The 19,733-nt window shown below is 72.3% G+C and carries 17 protein-coding genes; 4 read left to right on the forward strand and 13 right to left on the reverse strand.

Annotated elements, in window-relative coordinates:
• Positions 1 to 252 precede the first annotated feature (252 nt).
• Positions 253 to 1,791: a peptide MFS transporter gene (locus AC07F0_RS00260; RefSeq protein WP_478972249.1), complete on the forward strand. Its 1,539-nt coding sequence runs from the start codon at positions 253 to 255 to the stop codon at positions 1,789 to 1,791.
• Positions 1,792 to 1,850: 59 nt separating this feature from the next.
• On the opposite strand, the gene AC07F0_RS00265 is transcribed toward AC07F0_RS00260, so the two are convergent.
• The 4 genes from AC07F0_RS00265 to AC07F0_RS00280 form a co-directional block, all read right to left on the reverse strand.
• Positions 1,851 to 2,855, reverse strand: coding sequence for a hypothetical protein (locus AC07F0_RS00265; RefSeq protein WP_478973537.1), 1,005 nt, complete (start codon positions 2,853 to 2,855; stop codon positions 1,851 to 1,853).
• A gap of 40 nt (positions 2,856 to 2,895) precedes the next feature.
• Complete coding sequence (locus AC07F0_RS00270) at positions 2,896 to 3,603, reverse strand: LPXTG cell wall anchor domain-containing protein (RefSeq protein WP_478972252.1); 708 nt, start codon at positions 3,601 to 3,603, stop codon at positions 2,896 to 2,898.
• A 508-nt stretch (positions 3,604 to 4,111) separates the two neighbouring features.
• A complete protein-coding gene (locus tag AC07F0_RS00275) occupies positions 4,112 to 4,666 on the reverse strand; it encodes an ATP-binding protein (protein WP_478972255.1) in 555 nt (184 codons plus the stop codon).
• A 243-nt stretch (positions 4,667 to 4,909) separates the two neighbouring features.
• Positions 4,910 to 5,287, reverse strand: coding sequence for an STAS domain-containing protein (locus AC07F0_RS00280; protein ID WP_392038955.1), 378 nt, complete (start codon positions 5,285 to 5,287; stop codon positions 4,910 to 4,912).
• Positions 5,288 to 5,525: 238 nt separating this feature from the next.
• Between AC07F0_RS00280 and AC07F0_RS00285 the strand changes: the two genes are divergently transcribed.
• The gene (locus AC07F0_RS00285; protein WP_436727862.1) at positions 5,526 to 6,452 is read left to right on the forward strand and encodes an RNA polymerase sigma factor SigF; all 927 of its coding nucleotides are present in this window, start codon (positions 5,526 to 5,528) and stop codon (positions 6,450 to 6,452) included.
• Positions 6,453 to 6,785: 333 nt separating this feature from the next.
• Here the strand turns inward: AC07F0_RS00285 and hutI are convergent, their stop codons facing one another.
• From hutI to hutU, 4 genes are all read right to left on the reverse strand, one after another.
• The gene (hutI, locus tag AC07F0_RS00290; protein WP_478972258.1) at positions 6,786 to 8,111 is read right to left on the reverse strand and encodes an imidazolonepropionase; all 1,326 of its coding nucleotides are present in this window, start codon (positions 8,109 to 8,111) and stop codon (positions 6,786 to 6,788) included.
• Complete coding sequence (locus tag AC07F0_RS00295; RefSeq protein WP_478972261.1) at positions 8,108 to 9,460, reverse strand: formimidoylglutamate deiminase; 1,353 nt, start codon at positions 9,458 to 9,460, stop codon at positions 8,108 to 8,110. Before AC07F0_RS00295 ends, hutI begins: the two co-directional genes overlap by 4 nt.
• Positions 9,451 to 10,653, reverse strand: a complete 1,203-nt coding sequence (locus AC07F0_RS00300; protein ID WP_478973540.1) for an allantoate amidohydrolase — start codon at positions 10,651 to 10,653, stop codon at positions 9,451 to 9,453. Before AC07F0_RS00300 ends, AC07F0_RS00295 begins: the two co-directional genes overlap by 10 nt.
• 119 nt (positions 10,654 to 10,772) lie before the next feature.
• A complete protein-coding gene (gene hutU / locus AC07F0_RS00305; protein WP_478972264.1) occupies positions 10,773 to 12,491 on the reverse strand; it encodes a urocanate hydratase in 1,719 nt (572 codons plus the stop codon).
• A gap of 149 nt (positions 12,492 to 12,640) precedes the next feature.
• On the opposite strand from hutU, the gene AC07F0_RS00310 reads away from it, so the two are divergent.
• Positions 12,641 to 14,026, forward strand: coding sequence for a type III PLP-dependent enzyme domain-containing protein (locus AC07F0_RS00310; RefSeq protein WP_478972267.1), 1,386 nt, complete (start codon positions 12,641 to 12,643; stop codon positions 14,024 to 14,026).
• A 173-nt stretch (positions 14,027 to 14,199) separates the two neighbouring features.
• Here AC07F0_RS00310 and AC07F0_RS00315 read toward each other — a convergent pair whose 3' ends face one another.
• Both AC07F0_RS00315 and AC07F0_RS00320 read right to left on the reverse strand, forming a co-directional pair.
• Positions 14,200 to 14,784, reverse strand: a complete 585-nt coding sequence (locus AC07F0_RS00315) for a hypothetical protein (protein WP_436727857.1) — start codon at positions 14,782 to 14,784, stop codon at positions 14,200 to 14,202.
• Positions 14,785 to 14,886: 102 nt separating this feature from the next.
• Positions 14,887 to 15,729: a MurR/RpiR family transcriptional regulator gene (locus tag AC07F0_RS00320; protein WP_478972270.1), complete on the reverse strand. Its 843-nt coding sequence runs from the start codon at positions 15,727 to 15,729 to the stop codon at positions 14,887 to 14,889.
• Positions 15,730 to 15,882: 153 nt separating this feature from the next.
• Here AC07F0_RS00320 and AC07F0_RS00325 point away from each other — a divergent pair, with 153 nt between their 5' ends.
• Positions 15,883 to 16,800 carry a DUF5134 domain-containing protein gene (locus tag AC07F0_RS00325; protein ID WP_478972272.1) on the forward strand — a complete coding sequence of 306 codons (918 nt, stop codon included), beginning with the start codon at positions 15,883 to 15,885 and terminating at the stop codon, positions 16,798 to 16,800.
• Between the two features lie 89 nt (positions 16,801 to 16,889).
• Here the strand turns inward: AC07F0_RS00325 and AC07F0_RS00330 are convergent, their stop codons facing one another.
• The 3 genes from AC07F0_RS00330 to AC07F0_RS00340 all read right to left on the reverse strand — a co-directional run bounded on the left by AC07F0_RS00330 (position 16,890) and on the right by AC07F0_RS00340 (position 19,674).
• Complete coding sequence (locus AC07F0_RS00330; protein ID WP_478972275.1) at positions 16,890 to 17,582, reverse strand: DUF305 domain-containing protein; 693 nt, start codon at positions 17,580 to 17,582, stop codon at positions 16,890 to 16,892.
• 87 nt (positions 17,583 to 17,669) lie between these two features.
• Complete coding sequence (locus AC07F0_RS00335; protein ID WP_478972278.1) at positions 17,670 to 18,158, reverse strand: DUF6153 family protein; 489 nt, start codon at positions 18,156 to 18,158, stop codon at positions 17,670 to 17,672.
• A 94-nt stretch (positions 18,159 to 18,252) separates the two neighbouring features.
• On the reverse strand, positions 18,253 to 19,674 hold the full coding sequence (locus AC07F0_RS00340; protein ID WP_478973543.1) for an NADH-quinone oxidoreductase subunit N: 1,422 nt from the start codon (positions 19,672 to 19,674) through the stop codon (positions 18,253 to 18,255).
• Positions 19,675 to 19,733 lie beyond the last annotated feature (59 nt).

A 19,733-nucleotide genomic window follows, 5' to 3' on the forward strand; every position in this document is an offset into this window, starting at 1 on the left:
TCTCTTTTGTGTGCGGGTCTGTGCGCGGGCCGGTTCGCCGGCCCCCCGGACCTGAAACGACCTGTGGCCGGGCCTCGTCGTGCGGATACGCGCGTAGAGGCGTGGATCCCGGTGGCGACCGCCCACCGCTCCGTGACCCGGAGCGGATCCCCGTAGGCGTCGGGCGGGCGGCCGTACGAACCGGTGCCGGCAGCTCCCCCCGGGCGCACCCACCGCTGCTGCGGAGCGCGTCCCGACCAGCAAGGAACGACCATGGCGTCCAGCCTGACGAAGGACTCGGCCCGCCCGGGCATCCCCGGCTCCGAGAAGACCTTCTTCGGCCACCCCCGCGGACTGGCCACTCTGTTCATGACCGAGATGTGGGAGCGGTTCAGCTTCTACGGCATGCGGGCCCTGCTCGTCGTGTACCTGCTCTCCGGCGGGCCCGACGCCAAGAAGGGCAGCATGGGCGGCGGGCTCGGGGTGGACCTCGCCACCACCACGGCGATCTACTCGGTGTACCTGTCGATGGTGTACCTGCTCGCCATGCCGGGCGGTTGGCTCGGCGACCGGGTCTGGGGCCCGCGCAAGACCGTGGCGATCGCGGCCCTCACGATCATGGCCGGTCACCTGGTGCTGGCCCTGCCCGGCGGCCAGGCGCCCTTCTTCGCCGGTCTGGCCCTGGTGGCACTGGGCTCGGGCCTGCTCAAGGCCAACATCTCCACCATGGTCGGCCACCTCTACGACGGCCCGGAGGACCCGCGCCGTGACGGCGGCTTCACGATCTTCTACATGGGCATCAACATGGGTGCCTTCTTCGCGCCGCTGATCATCGGCACGGTCGGCCAGCAGGTGAGCTGGCACCTCGGCTTCGGTCTGGCCGCGGTCGGCATGGGCATCGGCCTCGTGGCCTTCCTCGTCGGCACCCGGAACCTCAGCCCGCAGAGCGACGTCGTGCCCAAGCCGCTGGCGGCCGAGGAGCGTGCCTCCTGGCTGCGCAAGGGCCTGCTCTGGCTGGCCGTCGCGGCGGTCTTCTACGGCGTCGTCGGCCTCACCGGCCACTTCACCCTCAACTGGGCCATGATCCCGCTCACGGTGATCGGCCTGGTCATTCCGGCCGGTGTGCTGATCCGCATCAAGCGGGACAAGGAGCTCAGCGCGGTCGAGCAGTCGAAGATGACCGGCTACATCTGGTTCTTCGTCGCGGCCGCCGCCTTCTGGATGATCTACGACCAGGGCGGTTCCACGGTGCAGGCGTTCGGTGAGACGAAGGCCTCCGGCTCGCTGCTCGGCTTCGACTTCCCGTCGTCCTGGTACCAGTCGCTGAACCCGGTGTTCATCATGGCCCTGGCCCCGGTCTTCGCCTGGTTCTGGCTGTGGCTGAACCGCAAGGGCAAGGAGCCGAGCACGGTCGCCAAGTTCGCCGCGGCGCTGTTCTTCGTGGGTGTCTCGTTCTTCTTCTTCCTGCTACCCCTGGGCATGACCGGCGGCGACACGCTGGTCAGCCCGATGTGGCTGGTGGGCATCTACCTGATCCAGACCGTCGGTGAGCTGTGCCTCTCGCCGGTCGGCCTGTCGGTGACGACGAAGATGGCCCCGGCCAAGTACGCCAGCCAGATGATGGGCGTCTGGTTCCTCGCGGTCACGGCGGGCGACTCGGTGACGGGCCTGCTCTCCAACCCGGCCGTCGGGGGCGTCGACCTGAGCGGCACGGGCGCGGTCGCGGCGGAGGCGGTCCTCGCCGCCCTGGCGGGTGGCGCGGTGTACATGTACCGCAGGAAGGTCAAGGCGCTGATGGGCGACGTCCACTGAGCCGTCCCGCCGGACCCTGACGAACGGGCCGCCGCACCTTCGAGGTGCGGCGGCCCTTCTCATGTCCTCGTCGAGCCCGGCGGCTCGGCGTCCGGGGAGACCCACGGCAGGGCCGGGGGCCGGCGTGCGGCGGGCAGGCGCGGGCGGCGGCGGGGCGGGCGGGCCGCGTGGACGGGGCGGCGGGGGCGGGCGTGGTCCACGACGGCCAGGGCGGCGCGGAACAGCGCCGCCGGGACGACCAGGCAGACGAGGACCCAGAACAGGGTCACGCCCCAGGGGCGGCCCACGCCCCAGGGGTGCTCGGCGAGGACCTTGCCGCCGTACTTCAGGGACACGGTGTAGTCGCCGTGCGCCCCGGCCGCGAGCTGCACGGGAAGTTCGATGCGGGCCTTGCCGCCGGGCCGGATCGTGCCGCGCCAGCGCTGGTCCTGCCATTGCGGGGCGAACACGCCGTGGGAGGTGCCGACCTGGAAGACGGGGTCCTTCACGGGGGACGTCCCGACGTTCCCGACGGTGACCACGAGTGTCCGGGCGGGCGGGGAGCCGAACCAGGTCAGCAGCCCGCCGGAGCCCCGCAGCCGGGTGTCCGCGAGCAGGGACAGCCGCCCGCCGGCCCGGTCGGCGGGCAGCGGCTCGACCGCGTGCCCGGCGACCTTGAGGACCGCGTCGGCCTCGGCCCCCGCCCCCGTCACCGTCGTCACGTGCACCACGCAGGGGCACGGCACGGGCGGCTCCACGACGGGCAGTTCACGGCGGAAGCGCCCTTCGGCGTCGGTGGTGACAGCCCGGCCGTCGGCGTTGGCGCAGGAGTTGGTGCCGCCGGTCACGCCCCGGGACGGCTCGGCCTGCCCGCAGACCAGCAGCGTCAGCAGGGCACGCGGACGCCAGCCGCTGCCGGTGACGGTGACCGAGCCGCCCGCCCCGGCCTGGGCCCTGGACAGCTCGACGACCGGCCGGTCCGCCGCCGCGGCGGGCCGGGCGCCCGCCAGGCCCAGCGGGAGCGCCAGCAGCAGGGGCAGCAGGAGACGCAGTGACAGGTACGGGACACGGGCGGCGTACGGCATCGGCGGCATCGGCGGCTCCAGCGGTCGTGCGGGGGTGCGCTCAGTGGCCTGCTCGCGCTGTCCGGTGACGTCGTGTCAGCCACAGGGCGCCCGCCGCGCCGGCGAGCAGGACGGTTCCGCCGAGGGTGCCGAGGGCGACGACCGAGTCCTCCGGGCCGGTCTGCGGGAGCTCGTCGCCGGAGCCGGATCCCGGGCCGGGGCCGCCGCCCTGGGTGGAGCCGGTGGCGCCGCCGTCGCTCGCGGCCGTGGCGTCGAGGGTCAGGGACGGGCCAGGGTCGTTCGTCGGCGTGCACGTGGTCGTCGTGCCGAGCGCCTTGATGGTGAGCACGCCGGCCGTGAAGGTGACCTCGCCGCTCTTCTTCGGCGTGTACGTGCCGCTCAGGTCGTTGATCTTGATCGGTGTGTTGGCGGGGATCGCGGCGTCATTGGCGGGGCCGGTCACCGTCAGGGTGCCGCTGTCCGCGCCGCCCAGGGCGATGGTGGCGCTCGGCGTCATCGCGCCCTTGCCCAGTTCGACCGGGCTGGAGGAGACGCCCTTCTGCCAGGACATGGTGATCCGGTAGCCGCTGCCGCTCTCGACACCCTTGATGTCGATGGGCGAGACGGCGCTCTTGTCGCCGATCGGCGTCTTGCACTGGTAGTTGACGTCGACGACCTCGGCCCGGGCCGTGGGGGCGGCCATCAACACCGCCGAGCCGGCCAGGGCCGCGGCGGACGCGAGCGCGGCGGTTCGATTCCGGTACGACACGGAGCCGCTCCCCTTCCTGTTTTCTGACGGCGCATCAGATCGGGCCGTCAAGGTACGCCCGGGGCGTTGAGGAAGGAAGACACAGTGCGCGCCGGATCTGTGGCGATCCGGAGTGTGGCGAGTGACGGGCGGGGGGATGTGCGGCGGAGGTTCCGCGGGGGTGGGGCGGGCGGCCGGGCGAGCAGCCGTCCAGCGAGGCAGCTGTGCGGTCGGGTAGCCACGCGGCCGGGCAGCCGGACAGCCGGGCGGCCACCGGCTGACTGCCCGCTCGGCCCTTCACCCGAACGGCCGCACGAGGAGGACCCGGAGTCCGCACCCGCCCGGTCACTCCGACAGCCGAAGCCGCGCCCGGTCGATCACTCATGGAGTGCGCGGAGCGCGTAAAGCGGACGATCACCTACGTCGTGAGCGGGCCGGTAAAGCGGCCGGCCACCCGAGAACCAGCCGAAGCCGCCACCCGGCCTGCTCGCGGCGCAACGGATCAGCCAACCACCAGGGCGGCTCCGGATCAGGCAGGAGCTCCCAGTTCGGCCCACACCGTCTTGCCGGCGACTCCCGGCGTGCGGACGACGCCCCAGTCCAGGCACAGCCGCTGGACGATGAACATGCCGTGACCCCCGGGGCGGCCGGCCCGGTGCGGGGTACGGGGCGACGGCTGACCCGTGCCCCGGTCGGCGACCTCGATGCGGATCACCTTGTTGTCGCAGGTGATCCACAGCTGATCCGGCCCCTCGGCGTGCAGACAGGCATTGGTGACCAGCTCGGAGACGACGAGCAGGACATCCTCGGCGGCGGCCCGCTGGTCCGCCGAGGCGGCCGGGAGCCAGCCCCATGCGTACAGCGCCTGGCGGGCGAAGTCGCGGGCGAGCGGGACGATCCCGCTGGCCCCGTCGAAGCTCAGCCGCCGCACCTGCCGGCCTCCCGGCGGTGCCGCGGCTCCGGACGGCGCGGCCACGCCCTCGCCGGACGCACCGCCCGCCTGTACGCCACCCTCGGACGCCCCGGAAGCGCCGCTGGGCTCCGGCCCGCGGTCGCCCGGCGAGTAGGGCCGGGTGGTGCTCATCAGCGCTTCACCTCACCGATTCACCAGTTCACGATTCAAAAAATTCAGTACACAGTCAGTCACGCAGTGCGCGGCACGACGGTTTCGCGGCGCCACCGCCGCCCTGGCGGGCGACCGTTTCAGGATGTCTCCTGCCCGGGCGGCCCGGGGGAACACCCCCGTATTCGGCGCGAAAGGCGCGACGGGGGGAGGACACCGGTCACAGGGGGATGACCGAGGCTCGGCGCGCCGACACACCACGGCTCAGCCCGACTCGTCGGCCAGGGCCGCCTCAAGCGTGTCATGGACGCTGAAGACCGCATCCGCGCCAGTGATCTCGAACACGCGCGCCACCACCGGCTGCATCCCGGCGAGCGTCACGCCACCGCCTGCGGCCTCGGCCTTCAGTCGGGCACCAAGGAGCACGTTGAGCCCCGTGGAGTCACAGAACTCCAGCCGCGCGCAGTCGATGACCAGACGCTTGAATCCCTTGGCGAGGCAGTCATCGAGTGGCTCACGCAACAGATCGGCGGTGTGGTGATCCAGCTCACCCGCCGGGGTCACGACGGCATTCGAGCCCTCTTCCCGCACCTCCACCAGAAGCCGGCCAGACTGTGCGCTGCCGACTGTCCCGCGGTCCATGCCGTCTCTCTCTCCCGACGTCGCGACTGCTGCTGACGCCCACGAACACTACGCCTTCCCTCCACGCTTTGACACCCGAACAACCGCACACAAACGGACATATGCCCACAGAACGCACTTGCGGTGGGCTCGGGGAAGCGGGTAGGCCTAGTAAAGACACGTAACCGACACGGCCGGCTTTGGAGGCGCCGCACACCGCAGTGCACGTACTGGCTCCGGCAGCCATATGCCGAGAACGATGGAGGACATCATGTCACCCCGGCTCGACGCATCGCGTACCCACAAAGCGACGTCGACACCCCCTCCGGAACATCTGGATCCCATCGAGCAGGTTGAGATGCTCGTCACACAGGACGACCTTCTCGCCGGACTTCCGGACATCCCCCCGTACGAGGAAGTCGACGCGGTCGACGCACGGGCCCTGTCCAAGACCCTCTTCGAGCGGCTGGAGACGCTGGAGGAAGGCACCCACGAGTACTCGTACGTCCGCAACACTCTCGTCGAACTGAACCTCGCGCTGGTCAAGTTCGCCGCCTCCCGGTTCCGCTCCCGCAGCGAGCCGATGGAGGACATCATCCAGGTCGGCACCATCGGCCTGATCAAGGCGATCGACCGCTTCGAGCTGTCCCGGGGTGTCGAGTTCCCCACGTTCGCGATGCCGACCATCGTCGGCGAGATCAAGCGTTTCTTCCGCGACACCTCGTGGTCCGTACGCGTTCCGCGGCGGCTTCAGGAGCTGCGGCTCGACCTGGCCAAGGCCGGTGACGAGCTGGCCCAGAAGCTGGACCGCGCCCCGACGGTGACCGAACTGGCCGAGCGTCTCGGCATCTCCAACGACGAGGTCGTCGAGGGCATGGCCGCGTCTAACGCCTACACCGCCTCCTCGCTGGACGCCCAGCCGGAGGAGGACGACTCCGAGGGCGCGCTCGCGGACCGCATCGGCTACGAGGACCACGGGCTCGAAGGCATCGAGTACGTCGAGTCGTTGAAGCCGCTGATCGCCGAACTTCCGCCGCGCGACCGGAAGATCCTGTCGCTGCGCTTCGTCGCGGGCATGACCCAGTCGGAGATCGGCGAGGAACTGGGCATCTCCCAGATGCACGTCTCGCGGCTGCTGTCGCGCACGCTGGTACGGCTGCGCAAGGGGCTGACCGTCGAGGAGTGACCCTCCTGGGAGTGCCCTCCGCGGAGTGGTCCGCACTGCACGACGCTGTGCCCGGTGACGCCGTACTTCGGGGGCGGACCGTTCGGTCCGCCCCCGGGCGCGTCTCCCGTGGCCCTCGCGGGCCTCAGCGCGGCCGCTGCTCCCTCACCAGCCGTGTGCGTCTTCGTTCCCTTCTCACGCCAGCCGTGTGCGTCTTCGTTCCCTTCTCACGGTGAGTAGATGATCAGCGCCGTGGTCGGCAGGAACGTGGCCAGGGCGCTGAGCCACCTCGACCGCCCCGTCGGAGGCGAAGTCGAGAGGGATGAGCTTGCGCCCTTTGTGTGCCTGCGTCGCTCAGAGCACCCGCTCGCCGCGCCGCCAGACTCCGGTGACCAGCGGGACCCCGGGCCGGTAGGCCAGGTGGACGTGGCTCGGGGCGTCGAGAAGCGTCAGGTCGGCGTACGCGCCCGGGGTGAGGCGGCCCACGTCGGTCCGCCGGAGGGCCGCGGCGCCGCCCGCCGTGGCCGACCAGACGGCCTCGTCGGGGGTCATGCCCATGTCCCGTACGGCCAGCGCGATGCAGAACGGGACGGACGAGGTGAACGACGAGCCCGGGTTGCAGTCCGTGGACAGGGCCACGGTGACGCCCGCGTCGAGGAGGCGGCGGGCATCCGGCCACGCGGCGCGGGTGGAGAACTCGGCGCCGGGCAGGAGGGTGGCGACCGTGCGGCTGTTCGCCAGCGCGTCGACGTCCTCGTCCGTCAGATGGGTGCAGTGGTCGGCGCTGGCCGCGTCGAGTTCGACCGCCAGTCGCACGCCGGGGCCGTAGGAGAGCTGGTTGGCGTGGATCCGGGGGTGCAGGCCGCGTGCCTTGCCGGCGGTGAGGATCGCGCGGGCCTGGTCGCCGTCGAAGGCACCCTGCTCGCAGAAGACGTCGATCCAGCGGGCGTGCGGGGCGCAGGCGTCGAGCATCTCGCCGGTGACCAGGTCGACGTAGGCGGCCGGATCGTCGGCGAACTCGGGGGCGACGATATGGGCGCCGAGGTAGGTGACCTCGTCGGTGTGGCGGGCGGCGACGCGCAGGGCGCGGGCCTCGTCCCGGACCGTCAGGCCGTAGCCGGACTTCGTCTCGAAGGTGGTCGTGCCCTGGCGGAGGGCCTCGGCGAGGTAACGGGTGACGTTGGCTTCCAGTTCCTCGTCCGTCGCGGCGCGGGTGGCCGCGACGGTCGTGCGGATGCCGCCCGCGCTGTAAGGCCGCCCCGACATCCGGGCGTTGAACTCCTGCGTCCGGTCGCCCGCGAAGACGAGGTGCGAGTGGGAGTCGACGAAGCCGGGGAGGACCGCGCGGCCGCCGGCGTCGACCCGATTGTCAGTGGCGGGTGCTTTGCTTTGATCACCGGTCCACGCGATGCGGTCGCCTTCGATGACGACGGCCGCGTCCTGGACCAGTCCGAGGGGGGAACCTCCCCCACTCTCGAATTTGCTCGAGCGGGGGGACCCCCATCCGAGGGAGGGGTCGTTGGTGACCAGGGCGGCGATGTTGGTGATGAGCGTGCTTGCGGTGCTCGCGGAGTGGGCGGGGCTGACGGTCGTCGCGTTGCTCATGGCGTCCTTGGTGGCCTGGTCGGCGGTGGGTTCGGGTGCGGGGGCCGACCGCTCGCAGGAGCGGTCCGGGATCATCCGCGCAGGGCTTCGACGGCGTCCGCGAGGGCTCGCGGCACGTCCGGTACGAGCGAGTGGACCCCGTCCCGTACGACGTGCCGGCCTGCCACGACCGTATGCGACACATCTGCCGCCGACGCGGCGAATACGGCCGTCTCGGCAGCGAGCCGCGGAAGCGGCCCTGCCGTCCTGACCGAGTCGAGCGCGATCGTCGTGAAGTCGGCGAGCGCGCCGGTCTCCAGGGCGCCCGCGTCCTGCCAGCCGAGGGCCGCGTGCCCGTCCGCCGAGGCGGCCCGCAGGAGGGCCGCCGCCGTCCAGTGGCCTCGGGTACGGGTGCGCAGGCGCTCGTTCAGCTCCATGGCGCGTGCCTCTTCGAGCAGGTCGATCACGGCGTGGCTGTCGGAGCCGAGACAGAGCGGCGAGCCCGCCTGCTGCAGGGCGACGGCGGGGCCGATGCCGTCGGCGAGATCGCGCTCGGTCGTCGGACACATGCAGGTGGCGGTGCCGCTGCCGCCGATGAGGGAGATGTCCTCGGCGGTCAGGTGGGTGTTGTGGACACCGGTGGTGCGCGGGCCGAGCACGCCGTGGTCGGCGAGCAGCCGGGTGGGGGTGCGGCCGTGGGCCTGGCGGCAGGCGTCGTTCTCGGCCGTCTGTTCCGACAGGTGCACATGGAGCGGGGCCCGCCGCTCCTCGGCCCACCGGGCGACGGTCGCCAACTGGTGGGCGGGCACGGCCCGTACGGAGTGGATCGCCGCCCCGATCCGTGCGTGATCTCGTTCCTTGAGAACTGAACAGCGTTCGGCCCAGGCGTCCGCCGTGCCGTCGGAGAAGCGGAGCTGAGGGGTGGTGGGCGGCTGCCCGAAGCCGGAGGAGAGATAGGCGGTGTCGAGGAGGGTGATGCGGATCCCGGCTTCGGCGGCGGCCGCGATCAGGGCCTCGCCCATCGCGTTGGGGTCCGCGTAGGGGGTGCCGCCGGGGGCGTGGTGGACGTAGTGGAACTCGCCGACCGCCGTGATGCCGGCCAGGGCCATCTCGGCGTACACGGCCCGGGCGAGGGCGTGGTAGCTGTCGGGGGTGAGCCGGGCGGCCGTGGCGTACATGACCTCGCGCCAGGTCCAGAAGGTGCCGGAGCCGACCTGGACGGTGCCGCGCAGGGCGCGGTGGAAGGCGTGGCTGTGAGCGTTGGCGAGGCCGGGGAGGGTGAGGCCGCGCAGGACCTCGGCGCCCGGGGGCGGGGCGGGGGTGCCCGCGTGGACGGTGGCGATGCGGCCGTCCCGGACGTCCAGGGCCACGCCCGGCTCGACGTGCGTGCCGAGCCAGGCGTGCTCCAGCCAGTACGTGCGCGTGGCTGCTGTGGTCACCTGCACGCCAGTCCTTCCAGTACGTCGGCGAGTGCGAGTATCCCGGCGACGCAGTCGTCCTCGGTGGCGGACTCGGCCGGTGAGTGGGAGACGCCGGTGGGGTTGCGCACGAACAGCATGGCGGTCGGGATGCTCCCGGACAGGATCCCGGCGTCGTGTCCGGCGCCGGTGCCCAGGACGGGGACGGTGAGGCCGGTGTCCTTGCCGAGGATGCGGCCGAGTTCGTCGCGCAGGGCGTGGTCGAACTCGACGACGGGCGTGAACGACTCGCGTACGACGGCGAGGTCGACACCGTGGGCGGCGGCGTACTCCCCTGCCGCTTTCTCGACGCCGGCGACCACGGCGTCCAGGCTGTCCTGGTCGGCGGCGCGCGAGTCGAGCCAGCCGCGCACCAGGGAGGGGATCGCGTTGACGCCGTTCGGCTCGACGGCGACCTTCCCGAAGGTGGCGACGGCACCGGCGAGTTCGGCCTCGCGGCGGGCAGCGAGGACCGTCTCGGCGTAGGACAGCATGGGGTCGTGCCGGTCGGCGAGCCGGGTGGTGCCGGCGTGGTTGGCCTCGCCCCGGAAGTCGAACCGCCACCGGCCGTGCGGCCAGATCGCGCTGGCGATGCCGACCCGGTCGCCGGACAGGTCGAGGGCCCGGCCCTGCTCGACGTGCAGTTCGACGAAGGCGCCGATGCGGGCGAGCCGCTCGGGGTCGGGTCCGATGGCCTCCGGGTCGTATCCGGCGGCCTCCATGGCCCGGGGCAGGGTCACGCCCTCGCCGTCGGTGAGCCGGTGCGCCTGTTCGCGGGTGAGCTGCCCGGCGGTGAGCCGGGACCCGACACAGGCGAGTCCGAACCGGGCGCCCTCCTCGTCACCGAAGTTCACGATGCCGAGCGGCCGGGTGAACTGCGCGCCCCGGCCACGCAGTTCGTCCAGCGCGGCGAAGGCGGACACGACTCCGAGGGGGCCGTCGAAGGCGCCGCCGTCCGGCACGGAGTCCAGATGCGACCCGGTGACGACGGCGTCCCCGACGGCGGGGTCGCCGAACCAGGCCCACTGGTTTCCGTTCCGGTCGACCTCGTGGACGAGGCCTCGCGTCTGCGCCTGGGTTTCGAACCAGGCCCGGCAGTCACCGTCGACACCGGTCCAGGCGAATCGGCGGTAGCCGCCCGAGGCGGGGTGGCGGCCGATGGGGAGCAGGTCGCGCCACATCTGGTGGAAGGAGGAGCCGCGAGGCCGTGGGGAGTCGTTCCGCGGGGCGGAACGGGTGGGCACAGCCGAACCCGCAGGCGGCGACGCGCCCGCCCCCACCGCAGGGTTGCCGTCACTGGTCACGCGGAGTCACCCTCACGCATCGGGACACGGACGCCCTTCTCCTGAGCAACCGACTCCGCGATGTCGTACCCGGCGTCGACATGCCGGATGACTCCCATGCCGGGGTCGTTCGTCAGCACCCGCCGGATCTTCTCGCCGGCCAGCCTCGTGCCGTCGGCCACCGTCACCTGCCCCGCGTGGATCGACCGCCCCATACCGACACCGCCCCCGTGGTGCAGGGACACCCAGGACGCCCCGGACGCCACGTTCACCATCGCGTTCAGCAGCGGCCAGTCGGCGATCGCGTCGGACCCGTCGAGCATGGCCTCGGTCTCCCGGTAGGGGGACGCGACGGAGCCGCAGTCGAGGTGGTCGCGGCCGATGACGACCGGTGCGGCCAGCTCCCCGCTCGCGACCATGTCGTTGAACCGCTCGCCGGCCTTGTCCCGCTCGCCGTAGCCGAGCCAGCAGATGCGGGCGGGCAGTCCCTGGAAGTGGACCCGCTCCCCGGCCATGCGGATCCAGCGGGCCAGGGACTCGTTCTCCGGGAAGAGGTCGAGGATCGCCTTGTCGGTCTTGGCGATGTCGGAGGCCTCGCCGGACAGGGCGGCCCAGCGGAAGGGGCCCTTGCCTTCGCAGAACAGCGGGCGGATGTAGGCGGGGACGAAGCCGGGGAAGGCGAAGGCCCGGTCGTATCCGGCCAGTTGCGCCTCACCGCGGATGGAGTTGCCGTAGTCGAAGACCTCCGCGCCGGCGTCCATGAAGCCGACCATGGCCTCGACGTGCCGGGCCATGGACTCGCGGGCCCGGGTGGTGAAGCCGGCCGGGTCCTTGGCGGCGGCGTCGGCCATGTCCTCGAAGGCGGTGCCGACGGGCAGGTAGGCCAGCGGGTCGTGGGCGGAGGTCTGGTCGGTGACGATGTCGATCGGGGCGCCCATGGCGAGCAGTTGCGGCACCAGCTCGGCGGCGTTGCCGAGGACGCCGATGGACAGCGGGCGGCGGGCGTCCCGGGCCTCCACGGCGAGCCGCAGCGCGTGGTCGAGGGAGTCGGCCTTGACGTCCAGGTACCGGTGCTCGATGCGCCGCTCGATCGCACGCGGGTCGCAGTCGACGCAGATCGCCACACCGTCGTTCATCGTCACGGCGAGCGGCTGGGCGCCGCCCATCCCGCCGAGACCGGCGGTCAGCGTGATGGTCCCGGCGAGGGTGCCGCCGAACTTCTTCGCGGCGACGGCGGAGAAGGTCTCGTAGGTGCCCTGGAGGATGCCCTGGGTGCCGATGTAGATCCAGGAGCCGGCCGTCATCTGCCCGTACATGGTCAGGCCGAGGGCCTCCAGACGGCGGAACTCCTCCCAGTTCGCCCAGTCGCCGACGAGGTTGGAGTTGGCGATGAGAACGCGCGGGGCCCACTCGTGGGTCTGCATGACGCCGACGGGCCGGCCGGACTGGACCAGCATGGTCTCGTCCTGCTTGAGCCCCCGCAGGGTCCTCACCATCGCGTCGAAGGAGCGCCAGTCGCGGGCCGCCTTGCCGGTGCCGCCGTAGACGACGAGCTTGTCGGGGTGCTCGGCGACCTCCGGGTCGAGGTTGTTCTGGAGCATGCGCAGGGCGGCTTCCTGCTGCCATCCCAGGGCGCTTCGTTCCGTGCCGCGCGGTGCTCGGACAGGACCAGGAGGCGGCCCGTAGGGCCTCGTTTGAGGGTGGTGGAGGGAGACGGGCGGGCGGGGTCCTGACATGGTCTGCCTCCTGGTGGGTGCGTGGTGCTCCCGGCGGGTGTTGCTGCGGTTGCTGTTGCTGCGGTTATTCACATCCTGACCTTCTGAATAGGGCTAGTCAATACGTCCGGGGGTCGGCGCGGCGGTGGCGTGGATGTTTGGCTGGATGCATGGGCGCACACATCGAGGGATCCAGCGACTTCGCCGCCGGGCGGGCGACCCGGCGGGACGAGGCGGTACGGGCCGCTGTTGAGCAGGGGCTGCTCGGGACCGGCAGTCCCATCGTCGGGCTGCTGGACGTCACCGGTATCCGCGAGTCGGTGGCGGAGCTGCGGGCCGCGTTCGACGCGGTCGTCGCGCCGGGCACTCCGGTGCTGCACGCCTTCGCCGTGAAGGCGACCCCGCTGGTGCCGGTGCTGCGGCTGCTGTGTGAGGAGGGCGTCGGCGCGGAGGTGGCGAGCCCGGGCGAGCTGGCGCTGGCGCGGGCGGCGGGGCTGGGCCCGGAGATGACGGTGCTGGACTCGCCGGCCAAGACGGCCGAGGAGCTGCGCGAGGCGCTGGCGCTGGGCATCGCCGTCAACGCGGACAATCCGCAGGAGCTGGAGCGCATCGACGGCCTGATGAAGTCCGCCGCCAGCCGGTCCCCGCTCGGGATCCGGGTGAATCCGCAGATCGGCGGGGGTTCCATCGAGGCGACGTCCACGGCCACGGCGACGTCGAAGTTCGGGGTGGCGCTGCGCGACGAGGGCGCCCGGGAGTGGGTCGTGCGGGCGTATCTGGACCGGCCGTGGCTGACCCGGCTGCACGCGCACACGGGGTCCCAGGGGGTCCCGCTGTCCCTGATGGCGCGGGGTGTGGCGGAGACGTACGAGCTGGCGGAGGAGATCAACCGGCGGGCCGGGCGGCGGCAGATCGACACGCTCGACATCGGCGGCGGGCTGCCGGTGAACTTCGCGTCGGACGCGACGACGCCTACGTACGCGCAGTACGCACGGATGCTGGCCGAGGAGGTGCCCGGGCTGTTCGACGGACGGTACGGACTGGTGACGGAGTTCGGGCGGTCACTGCTGGCGAAGCACGGAACGGTCGTGGCGCGGGTCGAGTACGCCAAGAGCGCGGGCGGCCGGCCGGTGGCGGTCACGCACGCGGGCGTGCAGGTGGCGACGCGGACGGTGTACGCGCCGGGAGCCTGGCCACTGAGGATCGCCGCGTACGACGCCAAGGGGCGCCCCAAGGAGGGTCCGGCCGTGGTGCAGGACGTGGCCGGTCCGGCGTGCTTCTCGGGCGACCTGCTGGCCGAGGGGTGTGCGCTGCCGCTGCTGGAGCAGGGGGACTTCGCGGCGGCGCTGGACACGGGGGCGTACTACTTCGCGCACCACTATGCGTACAACTCGCTGGTCCGGCCCGCGATTTACGGCTTCGGGCCGGGCGGGCAGGGGCGTGTCTCCTTCGCGGTCGTGCGCCAGGCGCAGACGGTCGAGGAGGTGGTGGCGGAGTCCGGAGGGGCACAGGTCGATGCACTGGTGGGCGGCCGGGCACCGTGGGGGCTTCAGTAACACCCCAGCGGCCCGGTGGCGGACGGGAACGCGACCGGAGTCCCGGCGGCGGCGCGGTAGGCGATGCCGTGCCGCCGCCCGGTGCGTGTTCGCCGTGGCTGGTCGCCACCGGGCAGCGGTGGCCGCATGTCGCATGCGGCCCCGCGCCCCTGAGCCGGCCTCCGCCTGCCCGGTCACACGAGCGCCGGCGTCTTCTTCCTCGCCCCGCCCGGGGCCGCGTCACCGGCCGCGATGCCCGTGCTGCGGTAGCCCTTGACCCGCTTGCCCGCGGGGCCGCCCGCGCCCCCGCGCAGCCAGTCCACGCGTACCCACAGCAGCACCTCGTCCGCGCGCTCGCGGCGGCCGAGCCACGCGGCCTTCAGCCACAGGCCCGCGCCGCAGCCGGCCAGGAGCAGACCCGCCGCGGCGGGCACGGCGAAGGCGCTGCCCAGGGCGGCGAGGAAGGCGAGCAGGAGCCACCAGCGGTGGTGGCGTCGCCAGTTGCGTACGGTCACATGGCGGTCCTGGAGTACGTCGTGCTTGGCGGCGCGGGCCGCGGACGCGGCCAGGGCGACGTACCGCTTGCGGCGTCCGTACGCCACGACGGCCGTCGCCAGGACGAACAGTGCCGCGCCGGCCAGGACGCCGATCCGGCGTCCGGTCAGCCCCGGCGCGAGCAGGCCGATGCCCGCCGCGAACACACCCAGCCACCACAGTGGGGCCGCCCCCGCCCGTACGACGACGGCCACTCGAGCCAGCCCTTGTCCTCCGCGCGTCACGTTCAGCCTCCGTTCACTCTCCGAAGCGTCTGAAGGGCGTTTCAGGACAGGCACATTAGCGACACAACGTGAGACGAGTCTGAGAATGCGGTGCCCGTGCCGTCAGTCGACGAACAGTCCCCGCGCCGCCGCCTTCACGTCGAACTCCTCCAGGCGGGACTGGGCCTCCGGCAGGTCGTCGCACATCGCCTCCAGCAGCACCCGGCCGAGCAGCATGGGGGCGCAGGCCGTGTCGAAGGCCAGGCCGGTGCCGACAGCGGCGGGCAGCAGCAGGTCGGACACCTTGGCCACCGGCGCGAAGGCGGAGTCGGCGACCGTGACGACGGTCAGCCCGGCCTGTCTGGCGTAGTCGAGGGTGTCGACGACTTCACGGGGGTGCCGGGGCAGCGCGAAGCACAGCAGTGCGGTCGCGCCCGCCCGGACGGCGGCGTCGATGCGGTCGTGGAGCATCGTGCCGCCCTCGTTGAGGAGCCGTACGTCGGGGTGGACCTTGGCGGCGAAGTAGGCGAAGCCGTGCGCCTGGGCGGCCGCCGCCCGCAGTCCGAGGACGGGGAGCGGCCGGGATGCCGCGAGGAGGCGCCCCGCGCGCTGTACGGGCCGGGGGTCGGCCAGGGCCTCCGCCAGGTGCCGCAGGTTCTCGATCTCGGCCTCGACAGCCTGCTGGTACTCGTTGGCGGACCCGGCGTCCGCGGCGGGTTCGGCGGGGGCGACCTCGCGCAGGTGGCGGCGCAGGGCCGGGTAGCCGTCGAAGCCGAGGGCGACGGCGAAACGGGTCACGGACGGCTGGCTGACCCCGGCCAGCTCGGCGAGCTCCACGCTCGACAAGAAAGGCACGTCGGCGGCGCGCCGCACCATGCTGTGCGCGATGCGCCGCTGGGTCGGCGTCAGCCGGTGGCCCTCGAAGAGCGCCTGCAACCGAGCGGCAGGGCTGTCGGTCACGCTCATGAGGTGCTCCCCCTCGCTTATTCAGTAGCTGAGGATTGTGCATGAGCATATGCAGACCGGCAAGCGGGGTCCTCCGCTGAACGCCTCTCGGCGCCCCGACGTACTAAGGACATCCGTAGACAGCAGCCAGAGACGGTCCATACGGAGGCAGCGATGGGAAGTCCGGTCCTGAACGGGACGCTGGCGGCGGTCGCCGCACTCGTGGCCGTCGTGAGCACGGCCCGGCTGGCCGCCGCCGAGAGCAAGGAGGACCGGTTCGCGGCCGGAGGCGACCTCGTCATGGCCGGCGGCATGGCCGCGATGTTCCTGCCCGCGACGGCGGCCGGCTTCGGTGACCACAGCCTGTGGTGGGTGGCGGCGTTCACCGCCGTCGGCCTGGTCGGTGTGGCCCTGTCCGTACACCAGGCCCGTCTGCACGGCTGGCGACACGGCCGCCGCTGGACGCATCACGTCATCGGCAGTGCGGCCATGGTGATCATGACGCTCGCCATGCCGGGTACCGACTCCGCGCCGGTCCTCGCCCTGGGCGGGCACCCGATGGGCGGGGCGGCTCACGGACACGGGCACGGATCCGACCCCGCGGGGGCGGCGGGCATGGCGGGAATGGAGGGCATGGCCGGGACGGAGGGCATGGATCACTCCTCGGGAATGCCCGCCCACGACATGACGACCGGCGCCGCTGCCCATGGCTCCGCGTCGGGGGGCTCCACGTCCGTGTGGCGGGTCGTCCTGATCGCCCTCGCCGTGTACTTCCTGCTCTCGGTCGTCGCGTCCGTGCGGGCGCGGCTGCGCGGCACCGGCCGGCGAGCGGGCGCGGGCCGTGCCGCGGGCAAGGGCCGCTGGGCCAGGCGGCTCCTCGCCCTGCCCGACGCGATCGTGGTCTTCGCCGCGTCCCTGGCCGCCTCCGTCTGGGACAGGGCCCGGCCGGGAGGCGACAAGCACCGCGCCCACGGGGCGGCGGGCAACCGGAGCCGCCGCCGCCCGCCCGGTACGTCACCGGGTGCGGCGCTGGCGGCCCACATCGGCATGGGCGGCACCATGTGCGCCATGCTCGTCATGATGGCTGCCTGATCCCCCCCCGGAAGACTGCCTGATCGCCCCCCCCGGAAGACGACCGCCCGGGCTCCTCGGAGCCCTGGGCGGTCAGTGGGTGACGCTGATCAGAGGCGGTCGAGGATCTTCTCGAACTTCTCGACCTCGGCGGTCTGGGTCCTCACGACGTCGGCGGCGAGCTTCTTGGCCTGGGCGTTGCGGCCGTTCTTCTGCTCGTCCTCCGCCATGGTGATCGCACCCTTGTGGTGTTCGATCATCATCTCCGCGAACATCCGGTCGAACTCGGTGCCCTTGGCGGCTTCGAGCTTCTGCATGTCCCCTTCGGACATCATTCCGGGCATCCCGGACCCGTGGTCCATGCCGCCTGATCCGTGGTCCATGCCGGGCATGCTCTCTCCGGTGGACTCCGGCCTGCCCCAGGACTTCAGCCAGGACTTCATGGTCCGGATCTCGGGATCCTGGGCCTTCTCGATGTCCGCGACCAGGGTCTTGATCTCCGCGTCGGAGGCCCGGCCGTCCGCGAGCTCGGCCATCTCCAGGGCCTGCTCGTGGTGCGGGATCATCATCTGGGCGAACATGACGTCCGCGTCGTTGAACGCGCCGGTCGCCGGCTTCTCACCCGTCGCCCGGCTCGGCGAGGCGGAGGCGGAGGCGGAGGCGGAGCTGCCGCTCCCGTGGTCCATGCCCTCCATGTCGTTCCCACCGCAGGCGGCGAGCAGCAACCCGCCCGCCGTGATGACGCCCACCACCGCGAGACGGCGGCTCAGGCGACGGTTGAGGGCGTGCTTGTAGGCAGTCATGTGCGAGATACCTCTTGTCGTCAGTCACTGGCTGTGCGAAGCGGCGTCTGCGCGGGCAGCACTGAGTGCGCCGCGCCACGGCTTGGCCTATATCCGCAGAACTGACAACTGGGAGAGGAGCGGTCTCGGCGGTGGAGTGCCGGGGCGCGCCAGGGCCATCGACCTGGCGAGCAGGGCCGTCAGCCGCTCCTGCCGGCGGACCACCAGCGCCCGGAGGAACAGCACGAGCAGCCACACCGTGAGAACCGCCAAGCACACGGACATCGGGTCCATGCCGCCCGGAGGCTCGTGCACCGGCGACTTGGCAGCCCACGCCGCGGTCCCTTGCCCGTCCGACTTGGCAGCCGACGCCGCGGTCCCCTGCCCGTCCGCCACCTCGGGCCCGGCCAGGGCCGTGGCGCTCTGGGCCATGGCGTCGTGGTGCACTCCCGCGGCAGCGGGAACGGCAGCACTCATGCCGTGCCCGGACGACTCCTTGGGGTGGCCCATCGTGTGCATGGCGAACACACCCAGGGTGAGCATGACGACCAGCAGGAGGTACCCGAAGGCCCCACCTGCCCGCAGCCGCCCGCTCATGCCGACCCGCCTTCCGTACTCGACCCACCGCGATACTACTAAGTGAGTTGGTACTGCGTCGCCGACACTCGGATTTCGGGCGTCGCGCTGCCGGTCAGCGCGCGAGCGGACCACCCAGTACGTCGAGGACGGTCCCTCCGAGCAGTCCGAGAACGACGGATCCGGCGGCCGCACCGCAGGCGATCACAGCGGCCGTCCGGGACGTCGTACGGGCGTCACCCGCGGGTCCGCGCGCGAGGAACGCCGGGGCGATCCAGCGCAGGTAGTAGAAGAGGGAGGCCACGGTGTTGACCGCCGCGACGACGGCCAGCCAGGCGTAGTCACCGTCGAAGGCCGCGCTGAAGGCCTCCAGTTTGCCGAGGAACACGGCGGTCGGGGGGGTGCCGACCAGACCCAGCAGACAGACGACGAGTGAGGCCAGCAGGGCCGGGTGCGCCCGTGCCAGGCCCCGGTAGTCGTCGATGGCGCGGGCTCCCGGGAGTGCGCAGACGACGGCGAAAGCGCCGAGGTTGGTCAGCGCGTACCCGGCCAGGTAGTACAGCAGCGCCTCCTGGTCGAGGCCGGTGCGTCCGGCGACGGCCACCGGGAGCAGGAGGTAGCCGACCTGGCTGATGGTGGAGTACGCGAGCAGGCGTGTGACGTCCTGCTGGAAGAAGGCCGCCAGGTTGCCCAGGGTCATCGAGGCGACCGAGAACACCGCCACCAGGCCGGCCCAGGGCAGGTCGGCGTCCGCGAGCGGCACGGCGGCGAGCCGGTAGAGGGCCGCCAGGGCGCCGACCTTGGGGACGGTGGTGAGGAAGGCGGCCACCGGGGCCGGGCTGCCCTGGACGGCGTCCGGCACCCAGAAGTGGCCGGGCACGCCTCCGGCCTTGAAGAGGACGCCGGCGAGCAGGGCGAGCGTGCCGACCGCGACCAGCCCGGCCGGTGCCTGGGCGAGCCCGGGGCGCAGCACGGGGTACGCGGTCGCGCGGCCGGCGGCGAGCAGCACGGTGATGCCGGCGAGCATCAGGACACCGAGGAGCGCGCCGACGACGTAGTACTTCAAGGCCGCCTCGGTGCCGGGGCCGTCCTTGCGGAACCCGGCGAGCGCGTAGGCGGGCACGCTTGCCAGGAGGTAGCCGGAGGCGAGGAGCAGCAGGTCCTGGGCTCCGGCGAGGACGAGGGCGCCCACGGCGGCGAGCTGGAGGAGGACGTAGAACTCGGTTTCGCGCGGGTCGGCGTACAGGCGCGGCATGGCGAGCGCGAGGACGAGCAGAGTGCCGCCCAGGATGACGATTCTGCCGGTGGCGGTGACCGGATCGATGGCGAAGGACGCACCGAAGGCCGTCTCCACCGGGCCGGTCGCGGCGATGGCGGCGGCCACGATCCCTCCGGTACAGGCCGCGCCCGCCAGGGCCCCGGTCAGCCACTGGCGGCGACGCGGCAGCCACGCCCCGAGCAGCAGCCCGAGCACGGCGGAGGCGGCGAGCAGCACCTCGGGCAGGAGGTCGAGGGGGTTCTCGTTCCTCCCCGTCATCTCGTTCATGGCATTCATCCCGGTGATCGCGTTCATCCCGGTCATCGCATCCATCCCGG

It is taken from the genome of Streptomyces sp. NPDC045955 (assembly GCF_056430805.1).

Bases quoted from the DNA above. Each gene is read 5' to 3' on its own strand.
- AC07F0_RS00280 (WP_392038955.1), bottom strand. From the start codon at position 5,287: ATGGACCGCGGGACAGTCGGCAGCGCACAGTCTGGCCGGCTTCTGGTG.
- AC07F0_RS00260 (WP_478972249.1), top strand. From the start codon at position 253: ATGGCGTCCAGCCTGACGAAGGACTCGGCCCGCCCGGGCATCCCCGGC.
- AC07F0_RS00285 (WP_436727862.1), top strand. From the start codon at position 5,526: ATGGAGGACATCATGTCACCCCGGCTCGACGCATCGCGTACCCACAAA.
- AC07F0_RS00335 (WP_478972278.1), bottom strand. From the start codon at position 18,158: ATGAGCGGGCGGCTGCGGGCAGGTGGGGCCTTCGGGTACCTCCTGCTG.
- AC07F0_RS00265 (WP_478973537.1), bottom strand. From the start codon at position 2,855: ATGCCGTACGCCGCCCGTGTCCCGTACCTGTCACTGCGTCTCCTGCTG.
- AC07F0_RS00330 (WP_478972275.1), bottom strand. From the start codon at position 17,582: ATGACTGCCTACAAGCACGCCCTCAACCGTCGCCTGAGCCGCCGTCTC.
- AC07F0_RS00340 (WP_478973543.1), bottom strand. From the start codon at position 19,674: ATGACGGGGAGGAACGAGAACCCCCTCGACCTCCTGCCCGAGGTGCTG.
- hutU (WP_478972264.1), bottom strand. From the start codon at position 12,491: ATGTCAGGACCCCGCCCGCCCGTCTCCCTCCACCACCCTCAAACGAGG.
- AC07F0_RS00310 (WP_478972267.1), top strand. From the start codon at position 12,641: ATGGGCGCACACATCGAGGGATCCAGCGACTTCGCCGCCGGGCGGGCG.
- AC07F0_RS00325 (WP_478972272.1), top strand. From the start codon at position 15,883: ATGGGAAGTCCGGTCCTGAACGGGACGCTGGCGGCGGTCGCCGCACTC.
- AC07F0_RS00320 (WP_478972270.1), bottom strand. From the start codon at position 15,729: ATGAGCGTGACCGACAGCCCTGCCGCTCGGTTGCAGGCGCTCTTCGAG.
- AC07F0_RS00300 (WP_478973540.1), bottom strand. From the start codon at position 10,653: ATGTGGCGCGACCTGCTCCCCATCGGCCGCCACCCCGCCTCGGGCGGC.
- AC07F0_RS00275 (WP_478972255.1), bottom strand. From the start codon at position 4,666: ATGAGCACCACCCGGCCCTACTCGCCGGGCGACCGCGGGCCGGAGCCC.
- hutI (WP_478972258.1), bottom strand. From the start codon at position 8,111: ATGATCCCGGACCGCTCCTGCGAGCGGTCGGCCCCCGCACCCGAACCC.